General features: G+C 60.7%; 11 protein-coding genes. 5 read left to right on the forward strand and 6 right to left on the reverse strand.

All coding sequences use genetic code 11. The annotated features are described in order from the left end of the window. The first annotated feature begins 1 nt into the window (after nt 1). On the forward strand, nt 2-748 hold the full coding sequence (locus LVE68_RS04210) for a Mut7-C ubiquitin/RNAse domain-containing protein (protein ID WP_233005782.1): 747 nt from the start codon (nt 2-4) through the stop codon (nt 746-748). Here LVE68_RS04210 and nhaA read toward each other — a convergent pair. After that, nucleotides 736-2,202, reverse strand: a complete 1,467-nt coding sequence (gene nhaA / locus LVE68_RS04215) for a Na+/H+ antiporter NhaA (RefSeq protein ID WP_233005783.1) — start codon at nt 2,200-2,202, stop codon at nt 736-738. The genes LVE68_RS04210 and nhaA overlap by 13 nt on opposite strands. A gap of 108 nt (nt 2,203-2,310) precedes the next feature. On the opposite strand from nhaA, the gene LVE68_RS04220 reads away from it, so the two are divergent. Continuing rightward, the gene (locus LVE68_RS04220; protein WP_233005784.1) at nt 2,311-3,072 is read left to right on the forward strand and encodes a TlyA family RNA methyltransferase; all 762 of its coding nucleotides are present in this window, start codon (nt 2,311-2,313) and stop codon (nt 3,070-3,072) included. A 156-nt stretch (nt 3,073-3,228) separates the two neighbouring features. Here the strand turns inward: LVE68_RS04220 and LVE68_RS04225 are convergent, their stop codons facing one another. Next, nucleotides 3,229-3,459: a DUF1272 domain-containing protein gene (locus tag LVE68_RS04225; RefSeq protein WP_233005785.1), complete on the reverse strand. Its 231-nt coding sequence runs from the start codon at nt 3,457-3,459 to the stop codon at nt 3,229-3,231. A gap of 119 nt (nt 3,460-3,578) precedes the next feature. Continuing rightward, nucleotides 3,579-3,923 (reverse strand): 4a-hydroxytetrahydrobiopterin dehydratase, encoded by a 345-nt coding sequence (locus LVE68_RS04230; RefSeq protein ID WP_233005786.1) that lies wholly within the window; start codon nt 3,921-3,923, stop codon nt 3,579-3,581. 292 nt (nt 3,924-4,215) lie between these two features. Here LVE68_RS04230 and LVE68_RS04235 point away from each other — a divergent pair, with 292 nt between their 5' ends. Beyond that, nucleotides 4,216-6,051 carry a DUF885 domain-containing protein gene (locus LVE68_RS04235; RefSeq protein ID WP_233005787.1) on the forward strand — a complete coding sequence of 612 codons (1,836 nt, stop codon included), beginning with the start codon at nt 4,216-4,218 and terminating at the stop codon, nt 6,049-6,051. Nucleotides 6,052-6,221: 170 nt separating this feature from the next. Here the strand turns inward: LVE68_RS04235 and LVE68_RS04240 are convergent, their stop codons facing one another. Together LVE68_RS04240 and LVE68_RS04245 are read right to left on the reverse strand one after the other, a co-directional pair. Then, nucleotides 6,222-7,730 carry a fumarate hydratase gene (locus LVE68_RS04240; RefSeq protein ID WP_233005788.1) on the reverse strand — a complete coding sequence of 503 codons (1,509 nt, stop codon included), beginning with the start codon at nt 7,728-7,730 and terminating at the stop codon, nt 6,222-6,224. A 153-nt stretch (nt 7,731-7,883) separates the two neighbouring features. Continuing rightward, complete coding sequence (locus LVE68_RS04245; protein ID WP_233005789.1) at nt 7,884-8,648, reverse strand: hypothetical protein; 765 nt, start codon at nt 8,646-8,648, stop codon at nt 7,884-7,886. A gap of 263 nt (nt 8,649-8,911) precedes the next feature. On the opposite strand from LVE68_RS04245, the gene LVE68_RS04250 reads away from it, so the two are divergent. Both LVE68_RS04250 and LVE68_RS04255 read left to right on the forward strand, forming a co-directional pair. After that, nucleotides 8,912-9,493, forward strand: coding sequence for a superoxide dismutase (locus LVE68_RS04250; RefSeq protein ID WP_233005790.1), 582 nt, complete (start codon nt 8,912-8,914; stop codon nt 9,491-9,493). 118 nt (nt 9,494-9,611) lie between these two features. After that, the gene (locus LVE68_RS04255) at nt 9,612-11,531 is read left to right on the forward strand and encodes a DUF885 domain-containing protein (protein WP_233005791.1); all 1,920 of its coding nucleotides are present in this window, start codon (nt 9,612-9,614) and stop codon (nt 11,529-11,531) included. A 96-nt stretch (nt 11,532-11,627) separates the two neighbouring features. On the opposite strand, the gene LVE68_RS04260 is transcribed toward LVE68_RS04255, so the two are convergent. Further along, nucleotides 11,628-12,560 carry a universal stress protein gene (locus LVE68_RS04260; RefSeq protein ID WP_233005792.1) on the reverse strand — a complete coding sequence of 311 codons (933 nt, stop codon included), beginning with the start codon at nt 12,558-12,560 and terminating at the stop codon, nt 11,628-11,630. Nucleotides 12,561-12,576 lie beyond the last annotated feature (16 nt).

Consider the following 12,576-nt stretch of genomic DNA (forward strand, 5'->3'; position numbering starts at 1 on the left):
CATGGTCCGCACCCAGTTCGAATTCTCTGGCAGCCTGGAGGATTTCCTGCCGGCTCACCGGCGGGGTCGCCCGATCCTGCTGGAGCGGGACTACCCGGGCGCGGTCAAGGACGCTATCGAGAGCCTGGGCGTACCCCATGTGGAAGTGGACAGGATCGTGGTGGGCGGCCAGGTGGTGGGGTTCGGCTACCAGCTGGAGGATGGCGACCAGGTGCAGGTCTATCCACAGGCAGGCAACGAATACAGGCTGGTGCCGCCGCCCCTCCCGGAGCCCGCCTTTGTGCTGGACTGCCACCTGGGCCGGCTGGCCCGCTACCTGCGCCTGCTGGGCTTCGACAGCCTGTTTGAGGGCAATTACCACGACCGGCAATTGCTGGAGATTTCCCTGGAGCAGGACCGCACCCTGCTGACCCGCGACCGCGACCTGCTGAAACGGAAGGCACTGCGCCGTGGCTACTATGTGCGAGCCACCCGGCCACGCCGGCAACTGCACGAGGTGGCAGGGCATTTCCGGCTGGCCAGCATGCTGCGCCCTTTCACTCGCTGCATGGTTTGCAACGGGCTGCTATCGCCGGTCGCCAGGCAGGCGATCGAGGAATACCTGCAACCGCGCACCCGGCGCTACTACGGTGATTTCCTGCAGTGCGGGGATTGCCGCCGCATTTACTGGAAAGGCAGCCACTTCCAGCGCCTGCAGCGGCTGGTCGGTGAGATCCGCGGCAGCGGCGTTCCCGATCAGCGCCCCTGATCCCCGGCACCGCCCGGCTCGGCGGCCTCGGCTGGCGTCATTTCCTCACCCTCGTCTGTATCGGTAAGTGTACTGAGCTCGTCGGACACCGGCGCCTTGCGCAATACCAGGTAGCCCGCGACACCGGCCACCACTGACGCCAGCAGCACGCCGGCCTTGGCCTGCACCAGCAACTCATCTTCGCCGTAAAACGCAAGCTCGGCGATGAAGATCGACATGGTGAAACCGATACCCCCCAGCAGTGCCACCCCGATGATGTGGTGGAAACTGGCAGCACGGGGCAGCCGGCCCAGCCCCAGCTTCCAGCCGATCCAGGTGGCGCCGACAATACCCACCAGCTTGCCGAACACCAGTCCCAGGATCACCCCCTGGGTGATGGGATTAAGCACTGCATCCGAGCTCGTGAAGCTGTCGACCGGGATTCCCGCATTGGCCAGCGCAAAGATCGGGATTACCAGGAAAGCCACCGGGGTGTGCAGGCGGGTCTCCATCCGCTGCAGCGGCGACTGGGCCAGGTTGACGCCATTACCCAGAGCCATGACCCGGGCCCGCAGGGCATCGTTGGCGATAATCTTGTCACCGGGCCGGAAGCAGCGGTCAAAGCTTCGAATGATGTCCTTGACGAAGGTACTGAACGCCACCGGGTCATACTTGGGCTTTGCCGGCAGTGCCATCGCCGTAATCACCCCCGCCAGGGTCGCGTGCACGCCGGTGACATACAGCTCGTACCAGAGCAGTACCCCCACGAAAATGTAGGCCGGCGAGCGCCGTACCCCGGCAAACTTCAGCAACCACATGATCACCACCAGCAGGCCCGAGGCCATCAGGGCGGTCATATTGACGCTCTCGGTATACCAGATGGCGATCACCAGGATGGCGCCCAGGTCGTCGACGATGGCCAGGGCCACCAGGAAAGTCACCACCGAGCGCGGCACCCGATTGCCCAGCAGGGCAATACAGCCCACGGCAAAGGCGATATCCGTGGCCATGGGGATACCCCAGCCCCGCGCGCCCTCGGTCCCACTGTTCAGGGAGGCGTAGATCAGCGCCGGCACCACCATGCCACCAATGGCGGCCAGGACTGGCAGCACCGCCTGCTTCAGCTCCGACAGCTCACCGACAAGGAACTCCCGCTTGAGCTCCAGCCCCACCAGGAAAAAGAAGATCGTCATCAGGCCTTCGTTGATCCAGTGGTGCACACTGAGGGAGAAACTCCAGTCACCTGCGTTGATACTGACGGGCATGTGCAGGATATGCTTGTAAGCCTCCTGCAGCGGGGAGTTCGCGATAATCAGGGCGATAATCGCGCAGGTGATCAGGAGCAGGCCACTGCTGCTCTGGCGGTGGATAAACTCCTCAAAGGGCGTGACCAGGCGTCCGAAGGCGCTCTCGAGCGGCGCCTCAAAAACCTTGCCCTTACGAACCCTGAACTTGCCCAGAACGCTTTTCGCCATCAGCCGGTGGTCTCCTTCATCTTTTAAGCATAGAGCTTCTACACAACGGGCGCAGAGAGTAGCATGACGCCTACGTCATCCACTACAGAAAGAACTATAGTGCCATTCATGACCCGTCTGGATCAGTTACTCGTACAGCTGAAGCTGGCCAATTCCCGCACCCACGCCAAGAAACTGATCGACAGCGGCAGGGTGCTACTGGATACAGGACAGGGATGGCGCCCGGCGCAGAAGGCCGGCCAGTCGGTCCCGGAGGACCAGCGACTGCAGGTGGAACCCCTGCCCGAGGACCGCTATGTGTCCCGCGCAGGCCTGAAGCTGGCTGCGATCCTCGACCATACCGGCCTCGACCCAAAGGGCTGGCGGGCACTGGACGTAGGGTGCTCCACTGGCGGTTTCAGCGACTGCCTGCTGCAGCGGGGCGCAGACCTGGTGGTGGGAGTAGACGTGGGGCGCGACCAGCTGGCACAGCGCCTGCGGGAGGAGCCGCGCATGAAGCTGTTCGAGGGCATCAATGCCCGGCACCTGGAACCGGGCCAACTGGCGCCATACGGCGAGACCGGGTTTGACGCGGTGGTAATGGATGTTTCCTTTATTTCCCAAGCCCTGATCCTGCCCCGCCTGCCACCACTGCTCCGCCCCGGCGGGCAACTGCTCAGCCTGGTCAAGCCGCAGTTCGAGGTTGGTGCCGACAATATCGGCAAGGGGGGCCTGGTAAAGGATCCGTCCCTGTACCCGCGGGTGCAGGAGAAAATCACTAACCTCTGCGAAACACTGGGGCTGCAGGTCCGCGACTATATCGAGAGCCCCATCAGGGGCGGCGACGGCAACCGGGAGTTTTTACTCTGGGCCCAGCGAGCAACTGGCTAGTGGGCCGCTGGTGAAGCCCGGCAACAAAGAAGCACAGCCAAATCGATCAGCTCAAGGCGAGAAAGCGCTGGAATAGCAGCGTTATTTAAAGCTTTTTCAACACATAGCCGGGCGAGTCGGCGAGGCGACCTGTTGCCGGACTTTGCGTGCGACCCACTAGCCGAGGATCTTCTCGAGCTTGGCCTTGAACCGCGGGGATGCGGCTTCCGTAGGGGAGGATTTGCGCGGCGGGCGCGCGGTGAGTACACCCTGGCAGTTCACACAGGTGTGGCCCAGCTGCTCGTAGCAATCGGGGCAGTAAGTGCACTCAAAAGAGCAGATATAGGCCCGATCGGTCAGTCCCAGCGATGCACCACAGCGCTCGCAACTCTGCTTCATTTTCAACATGGCGGTTCCAGATCCTTGCATTTACAAACACCGCAGGCCACCGGGCAGGTCGCTCCCACGCGGACGTATCCGCGTATGAATCCACCTGCCGGCGCTGGAGACCGCCAGTCGGGTGGCGCTTACTCTGTCTCGAGCTGCTTATCGGTGCGTGCGGCCATAATAAAATCATTCTTGTGCAAGCCACCGGCCTCGTGGCTCCACCAGGTCACGGTCACCTTGCCCCACTCGGTGAGCAGTGCCGGATGATGCCCCACCTCTTCCGCGATCTCGCCAACGCGGTTGGTAAAGGCCAGGGCCTGCTTGAAATTGCGAAACTTGAATACACGCTCCAGCTGCATCACGCCGTCACGGGTGACAGGCGTCCAGTCGGGAATTTCGCGTATCAGTTGTGCAAGTTCCTCGTCACTTACCAGGGGTGCGTCGGCACGGCAGGCTTCACACTTCTGTTCGGCAAGTTCGGTCATGGGGAGTTCCTCTGCTGATTCAATTTTTTGGTTATGCTTGGAATTGCATCCCACTCTACTCGCCGCCCCCGACCTAGACAAGCTCGCCGGAAAAAACCGGATTGTATGTGGTTTTTGCCCGCACAGATGGGACAGAGTCCTAAAAAATGAGCAATCAGCCGCCACAGGCCGGGTGCATCCACCCGCCACTAATTCAAATAAAAACGATTAATGCCCCCCGGCATTCGGGCACAAATGCCGATGCAGATATGCTAATTTCCCTGCCAAGCATACTTTGACCAAGAGAGGGACCATGAAACGCTCACTCACCACCCTGGCACTGCTGGCGATGTTCAGCGGGTGTACACCGGACAAAGCTGAACAGTACGATGGCAGCGAATCTGCCACCGCGACCACAGCCGGCGAACATCAGCAGACCGCGACGCAGGATCAGGTCACAGCCGATAAGGCATTTGCGGATTTATCGAACAAAATGATTGAACAGCTGTGGCAGCTGTACCCATCCTGGGCTGTGCGCGAGGGCTACTATGCGGTTGCGGACCAGCTGGCTATTCCCGACGACCAGCAACGCCAGCGCCTGCTGGAATTTGCCGAGAGCTACCGGGCCCGGCTCGCTGAAATAGATACCCAGGCGCTGGATCCCGGTGCCCGCAGCGACCTGGCATTGATCCAGAACTTCCTCGACAAACTGGTATGGGAGATAACCGAGTTCAAATCACACCAGTGGAACCCGGCCAACTACAACGTTTCCCACGCGTTCTCGCTGATCCTGAATACCGATTACGCCCCGCTGGACGAGCGCCTGCGCACCTTCAGCAAGCGGCTGGAGAAAGTACCGGCCTATTACGAGGCAGCAGAGGCATCACTGGATAAACCGGCATCACCGCAACTGGTGCTGGCCATCCAGCAGAACGAGGGCGCCAAGGGAATTTTCGCTGAAGAACTGGAGGAGAAAATTGCCGAAAGCGGCCTGGCACAGGCAGAAAAAGAAGAGCTGCGCCAGCGAGCAGAAGCAGCCCGGGAGGCCATCGAGGGCTATATTACCCACCTGCAGACCCTGCACGCGGAACTGGAGAAAACCCAGGACTACAGGGACTTCCGCATTGGCGAGGAACTCTACGAGCAGAAGTTCGCTTACGATATCCAGATCGGCATGACGGCCAGCGAACTCTACCAGCGGGCCCTGGCAGAGAAGGACCGGCTGCACAACAAGATGGCGGAACTGGCCGACGAGCTGTGGCCAAAATATTTCCCCGACCAGCAGCCGCCAGAGGACCGCCTGGAAAAGATCCGCGCGGTACTGGAAGAGCTGTCCCAACACCACGCCACCAAGGAGACCTTCAAGGCCGAGGTGGAGAAGCAGATCCCTGAACTGGTTGCCTTCGTCAAGGACAAAGACCTGCTCACCCTGGACGAGAGCAAGCCGCTGGTGGTGCGCACCACCCCACCGTATATGCGCGGTTTTTCCGTGGCTTCCATCAACGCGCCAGGACCCTACGACAAGGAAGCCAATACCTACTACAACGTCATGCCCATCGAGGAGTTAGAGGATGACGCAGCAGAGAGCTTCCTGCGCGAGTACAACACCTACATGATGCAGATCCTCAATATCCACGAGGCCATTCCCGGGCACTACACCCAGCTGGTCTATGCCAACCAGTCCCCCAGCCTCGTCAAAAGCATTCTCGCCAACGGTGCCATGATCGAGGGCTGGGCCGTTTACACAGAGCGCATGATGCTCGATGCCGGCTACGGGGATTTCTCGCCGGAGCTGTGGATGATGTATTACAAGTGGAACCTGCGCGTGGTCATCAACACCATCCTGGACTACGAGATCCAGGTGAAGGGCATCGACGAGGAACGGGCCATGGACCTGCTGGTACGCCAGGGCTTCCAGCAGAAAGCCGAGGCCAAGGGCAAGTGGCGCCGTGCAACCCTGAGCCAGGTGCAGCTCACCAGCTACTTCGCCGGCTATGCAGACATCCTCGCCCTGCGCGAGGAAATGAAGGAGAAACTCGGGGACGACTTCAACCTCAAGGAATTTCACGAGAAATTCCTCAGCTATGGCAATGCACCAGTGCCGGTGATCCGGGAGCTGATGCTGGCCGAGCTGGACCAGCAAAGCTGAGCGGGAATTCCGTGCGGGGCCGGGCGATAACAAGGATCCCGCCACGTCCCCAGTTTACCGCAGGGGCGCACCTCGTGTGCGCCCGGGGATAGCCAGGCAGGAAGCCGGCTACACAAACAAAAAAGGCCGGGCACCTCGCGGGGCCCGGCCTTTGTTCTCTCAGGGCAGTATTAAACCACGCCCTCCTCGATCTTGGCCTTCCAGACCAGCGGCCCGGTGTTGTGCACCGACTCGCCCTGGCTGTCCACGGCCACGGTCACAGGCATATCTTCCACTTCGAACTCGTAGATCGCTTCCATACCCAGTTCCGGGAAGGCCACCACCTTCGCGTCCTTGATCGCCTGGGCCACCAGGTAGGCGGCGCCACCGACGGCCATCAGGTAAACCGCCTTGTTGTCGCGGATGGCCTCGATGGCGGTCGGGCCGCGCTCGGCCTTGCCGATCATGCCCAGCAGGCCGGTCTCTTCCAGCATGGTACGGGTGAACTTGTCCATACGGGTGGCCGTGGTGGGGCCAGCCGGACCCACTACCTCCTCGCGCACCGGGTCCACCGGGCCCACGTAATAGATGAAGCGACCAGCCAGGTCCACCGGCAGGGACTCACCCTTTGCCAGGATATCGACCATTTTCTTGTGGGCCGCATCGCGGCCGGTCAGCATCTTACCGTTCAGCAGCAGGGTCTCGCCCGGCTGCCAGCTCAACACGTCCTCGCGGGTAACCTCGTCCAGGTTGACCCGGCGGGTATTGCTGCCGGCCTCACGGGTGATCTCCGGCCAGTCTTCCAGCTTCGGCGGGGCCTGCCGCGCTGCGCCGGAACCATCCAGGGTGAAATGGGCGTGGCGGGTGGCAGCGCAGTTGGGGATGATTGCCACCGCCTTGTTGGCGGCGTGGGTGGGATAGTCCTTTACCTTCACGTCCAGCACCGTGGTCAGGCCGCCCAGGCCCTGGGCACCGATACCCAGCTTGTTGACCTTGTCGAACAGTTCGAGGCGCAGCTCCTCGGCGCGATTGGCAGCGCCCCGCTCCTGCAGGTCCTGGATATCGATCGGATCCAGCAGTGACTCCTTGGCCAGCAGCATGGCTTTCTCGGCGGTTCCGCCGACACCGATGCCGAGCATACCCGGCGGGCACCAGCCCGCACCCATCTGCGGCACCATCTTGAGCACCCAGTCGACCACCGAGTCAGACGGGTTCAGCATGGCGAACTTGCTCTTCGCCTCGCTGCCACCACCCTTGGCGGCCACATAGACTTCCACGGTATCGCCGGGAACGATCTCGTAATGGATCACCGCCGGGGTATTGTCCCCGGTATTCTTGCGGGCGCCGTCCGGGTCCTCGAGGATGGAGGCACGCAGCACGTTGTCCGGGTTGTTATACGCTCGACGCACACCCTCGTTGACCATGTCGGTCACGCTCATGTCCGCATCCCATTGCACATTCATGCCCACTTTCAGCTTTACGGTCACGATACCCGTGTCCTGGCAGATGGGGCGGTGCCCCTGGGCACACATACGGGAATTGATCAGGATCTGGGCCATGGCGTCCTTCGCCGCCGGGTTGGCCTCCTTCTCGTAGGCCTGGTTCAGGGCCTGGATAAAGTCCTGCGGGTGGTAGTAGGAAATAAACTGCAGCGCATCCGCGACGCTGTCGATCAGGTCATCCTGGCGGATAGTGGTCATAGCCGTCTCCGGTTTACGTCTCAAGGCGGGCGATTTTACACGAATTGCGGGCAAATTCCCCGATTGGGGCGTGGGGACAGGATATGGCCGGCAATAGTGGAAAGCAGGGAAGTCGCGGCCCGGGGAATCCGGGCCGCGGCGAGGGGCAAAGCCTTACTGGATGCCGGCGGTGCTGCCACCAGACTGCAGGCTGCGGATGGCGTCGCGCAGCTGTACCAGGTCCTTGTTCACGGAGCGGCGGTAGGCGTCGATGGACTCAACAGCCTCCTCGTTGGCGCTCACCCGGCCGCCCAGGTCACTGCGCACCGAGTTGAGCTGGCGCTCCAGGCTGGCGAGCTTGTCCTTGAGGTCGCGCTGGCTGCTGGTAGTGGTCTCACGCAGCTCGGACAGGGCGAATTCCACGGAAGCAATTTTCTTCACGCTGTCGTTCAGGCCACTGACCTTGCCGGCCAGCTGCGCGGCCTGCTTCTTGGCCGCAGCAGCGTCCTTTGCGGCAGCGGCGGCCGCTGCCTTGTTGGCGGCGATGTTTTTGCGGTTGGTATCGTGGGAAACACCCCACAGCTTGCGGATCTCGGAGGAATTCTCCTTCACCCGGGCATTCAGGACCTCCACGGACGCCGTTGACTCCTCGTCCGACATTTCGAAACGCTTCTCGAGTTCCACGATTCGCTCTTCCGCGCTCACCAGTTGCGAGCGGGTGTCCTGCCACTGGGTGTAGAGGAAGCCCGCACCGCCGACGCCGGCGAGAGCCAGGATCAGGGCCACAACAGCCAGGACTGAGGAGCCACCGGAGCCACCCTCATCGTCAGCGGGCGGCTGCGGGGCGCTGCCACGGGGGGCGCCACCGATCGGTTTGTTGTCCATTGCCGGGTCTATGGCGGGACCGCGGCCATCCAGGGTCGGCTCTCTGCGTTGCATCGTTAGATATACCCGATTCGTGCGTTTGGCTCGCGCACCTGGCCAGTGGCCCGTACACGAGGATTGATTGGTCGATTTCAGCGGCAGTTATACCAAAAATTGACGAAAAAGTAAGCGTTTACCGCTTAAGATTAGCTGACCCACTTGTCTTCGCCGTATTTGCCCCCATACGCTGTAGTCAGCCACATGCCGGGTTAATTCTGCAATCCGGCGCGTGTAGAATGCCTTCATCCACAAACCGAGACATAAGGAAGGAAGAAATCATGGCTCACGTTCTCCCCGAACTCCCCTACGCGATGGATGCCCTGGAACCGCATATCTCCCAGGAAACCCTGGAGTATCACTACGGCAAGCACCACAAGACCTACGTGGACAAGCTGAACGGCCTGCTGGAAGGCACTGCCGACGCAGAGAAATCCCTGGAAGACGTGATCAAGTCCTCTTCCGGCGGCGTGTTCAATAATGCCGCGCAGATCTGGAACCACACCTTCTACTGGAACTGCCTGAGCCCCAACGGTGGCGGTGCCGCCTCCGGTGCCGTAGCTGAGGCCATCGACAAGGCATTTGGTTCCTTCGACAAGTTCAAGGAAGAGTTCACCAACAGCGCTGTGAACAACTTCGGCTCCGGCTGGACCTGGCTGGTGAAGAAAGGCGACGGCTCCGTGGCCATCGTTAACACTTCCAATGCCGGTACCCCGCTGACCGAGGCTGACCAGACCCCGCTGCTGACTTGTGACGTCTGGGAGCACGCCTACTACATCGACTACCGCAACGCCCGTCCGAAGTACATGGAGGCGTTCTGGAGCCTGGTGAACTGGGACTTCGTCAACCAGAACTTCGCCTGATCCGGGAGATCGAGAAAGCGGGCTGGCGGCCCGCTTTTTTACTTTCTGGAGACCGGAAACCCCATAACGGTCCCCCGCTCAACCCCATAACTATTTCAATCGGACGGGAATGCGAAACATGCAGTTCAACAAGACCCTGATTGCCGCTGCCATCAGCACGCTGGTAATGGCAGGCTGTGACCGGGCTGAAAACAACCAGCCCACCACCACTGAAACCGAGGTAGCCGCCGAAAGCAGCACCGCAAATCCCAACGGCAACACTGCGGACGCGGCAGCAGAATCCGCCAGCGACTCTTCTGTCAACCAGGAGATGGTAACCAAGGCCAACCAGCTGTTTGAGGACCACTTCCAGGAGCTGCTGGAGCGCAGCCCGGAATTCAAGACCTTCCTTGGCAAGACCGATGATGAGGATTATGGCAAGTGGGACAATCTCTCGCCGGAATTCGAGCGGGAAACCATGGAGATCCAGAAGCGCCAGCTGGAAGAACTGAAACAGATCGATTCCAGCCAACTGGACGATGCCACCGCGCTGAGCCTGAAACTGGCTGTCCGCAACAAGGAAGAGGAAATCGAGGGCTTCCAGTGGCGACTGCACACTTACCCGGTCAACCAGATGTATGCCGTGCACACCGGTGTCGCATCCCTGTTGATCAACCAGCACCGTATCGACGATGTCGAGGATGCCGAGGCCTACATCTCCCGCCTCAACGCGTTGCCCGGTCACTTTGACCAGCTGATCGCCAACCTGGAAGAACGCGCCGAGGCCGGCGTTATCCCACCCAAGTTCGTTTTCCCCTACGTTATCAGCGACGGCAAGAACCTGATCAGCGGCGCCCCCTTCACCGACGGGGAAGACAGCACGCTGTTTGAGGACTTCAAGGGCAAGGTTGAGAAGCTGGAAATTCCGGAAGAAAAGAAACAGGCACTGGTGGAGCAGGCGCAAACTGCCCTGCTGGAGAGCGCCCAGCCGGCTTATGAAAAGCTGATCGCCCACTTGGGTAAACTGGAGAAAAAAGCCACCAAAGACGACGGCGCCTGGAAACTGCCGGACGGCGATGACTTCTACGCACATCGCCTGAACGTGTATACCACCACTGACATGACCGCCGACGAAATCCACCAGAAAGGCCTGGACGAAGTCGAGCGTATTCATGGTGAAATGCGCGAGATCATGGAGCAGGTGGAATTCGACGGAACCCTGCAGGAATTCTTCGAATTCATGCGCACCGATGAGCAGTTTTACTACCCGAATACCGAGGAAGGGAAAAAGCGCTACCTCAAGGAAGCCACGGCAATCATCGACAACATGAAGGGCCGCCTGGACGAATTGTTCATCACCAAGCCGGAAGCGGACCTGGTCGTCAAGGCCGTGGAACCCTTCCGCGAGAAATCGGCAGGCAAGGCGTTCTACCAGCGCCCGGCACCGGACGGCTCGCGCCCGGGCATCTACTACGCCAACCTATACAACACTGCGGACATGCCCACCTACCAGATGGAGGCGCTGGCCTATCACGAAGGTATCCCGGGCCACCACATGCAGCTGTCCATCGCCCAGGAACTGGAGGGCATTCCCAAGTTCCGCAAGTTCGGTGGCTATACCGCCTACACCGAGGGCTGGGGCCTCTACTCCGAGCTGGTGCCGAAGGAGATCGGCCTCTACAAGGATCCCTACTCCGACTTTGGCCGCCTGGCCATGGAGCTGTGGCGCGCCGCGCGCCTGGTGGTGGACACTGGCATCCACAGCAAGAAGTGGACCCGCGAAGAGGCAATCGAGTACCTGGGAGAGAACACCCCCAACCCCAAGGGAGACCAGGTCAAGGCGATCGAGCGCTACATCGTGATGCCCGGACAGGCCACCGCCTACAAGATTGGCATGCTGAAGATTATCGAGCTGCGTGAAAAGGCCAGGCGGGAACTCGGTGACCAGTTCGATATCCGCGGCTTCCATGACACGGTACTGGCCAACGGCGCCGTGCCCCTCGATGTGCTCGAGGAGCTGGTGGACGAGTGGGTCGCAGAAGTAAAGGCACAGTCGTAACACCTTAGAGCGGTGAACAAAAGGCGGGCCCCCGGGCCCGCCTTTTTTATTGCTATTGCTCCCAAAGACTTTCCACGGCGGATTTCCCCGCAGCTTTCAGTGCACCGGTGACTTGAAATCCCCCGGCTTCAGTGCCAGCAGGGAACAGCTGATTTTCTGCAGGATGTTTTCCGCCGTATTGCCCATGATAAAACCGGGGATGCCTGTGCGGGCTACGGTACCCATCACCAGCAGGTCGAATTTTTTCTCCTCCACCAGCAACGGGATAAAACGCGCCGGATTGGCGATGGTGTGATGTATTTCCATCGGGCCACCGATCCCGGCCGCACGGATCAGTACATCCAGCTTGGCACGGTGTTTGGCGCCGGCCTGTTCCACCACCCGGTCTATCTCCGCATCCGGCAGGTCAAGCGGGAAGTTCTGGCGCAAGTAAGCATCCACATCGTAATCCCAGCACGAAACGATATGTAAGGTGCCCTCCCAGGAATCGGCCAGTGCGCGTGACAGCCGCAGCAGGCGGATGGCCAGGTCATAGGCATGCCCCTGCTCGCACTCCGGGTCTATTGCCACCAGTACCCGGATATCGCTGCGACCGTGGTGTACCGGCCGGCACAACCAGACCGGGCAGGGACATTTGCGCAGTAACTCCATGTCCATGGCCTTGAAACCCTTGCGCTGGCTGCGCCCCTCGACATTCTTGATCACCATGTCGAAGTCTTCATCTATCACCCGGTGGATCACCCGCTCGGCCGGCGTGCTGCCGCACTCTACCTGCAGGGAAACGGGGAGGTCGTCAGCAGCCAGGCCCTCATCCGCCAGCACCGAATCCAGGGAGGATTTCACGCGGGCCGCCAGGCCGTCCCCATAAGCGTCGGCATAGTCACCGAACGCCTCCGGCAGCGCCGGACACACCGCCATGATATGTAGCTCCGCACCACTACTCCTGACGAGACTGACGGCCTGGTGGAGCCCTTCATTGGGCTCGTCGACCGCGTGGCTTACAAATAGCACTTTATGAAGATTCTGCATATTGGAGAACCAGAAG

It is taken from the genome of Microbulbifer sp. YPW16, assembly GCF_021290385.1.
Classification (GTDB): domain Bacteria; phylum Pseudomonadota; class Gammaproteobacteria; order Pseudomonadales; family Cellvibrionaceae; genus Microbulbifer; species Microbulbifer zhoushanensis.

Coding starts and splice junctions, on each gene's coding strand:
- nhaA (WP_233005783.1), bottom strand. CDS start 2,202: ATGGCGAAAAGCGTTCTGGGCAAGTTCAGGGTTCGTAAGGGCAAGGTT.
- LVE68_RS04245 (WP_233005789.1), bottom strand. CDS start 8,648: ATGCAACGCAGAGAGCCGACCCTGGATGGCCGCGGTCCCGCCATAGAC.
- LVE68_RS04225 (WP_233005785.1), bottom strand. CDS start 3,459: ATGTTGAAAATGAAGCAGAGTTGCGAGCGCTGTGGTGCATCGCTGGGA.
- LVE68_RS04230 (WP_233005786.1), bottom strand. CDS start 3,923: ATGACCGAACTTGCCGAACAGAAGTGTGAAGCCTGCCGTGCCGACGCA.
- LVE68_RS04260 (WP_233005792.1), bottom strand. CDS start 12,560: ATGCAGAATCTTCATAAAGTGCTATTTGTAAGCCACGCGGTCGACGAG.
- LVE68_RS04235 (WP_233005787.1), top strand. CDS start 4,216: ATGAAACGCTCACTCACCACCCTGGCACTGCTGGCGATGTTCAGCGGG.
- LVE68_RS04210 (WP_233005782.1), top strand. CDS start 2: ATGGTCCGCACCCAGTTCGAATTCTCTGGCAGCCTGGAGGATTTCCTG.
- LVE68_RS04240 (WP_233005788.1), bottom strand. CDS start 7,730: ATGACCACTATCCGCCAGGATGACCTGATCGACAGCGTCGCGGATGCG.
- LVE68_RS04220 (WP_233005784.1), top strand. CDS start 2,311: ATGACCCGTCTGGATCAGTTACTCGTACAGCTGAAGCTGGCCAATTCC.
- LVE68_RS04255 (WP_233005791.1), top strand. CDS start 9,612: ATGCAGTTCAACAAGACCCTGATTGCCGCTGCCATCAGCACGCTGGTA.
- LVE68_RS04250 (WP_233005790.1), top strand. CDS start 8,912: ATGGCTCACGTTCTCCCCGAACTCCCCTACGCGATGGATGCCCTGGAA.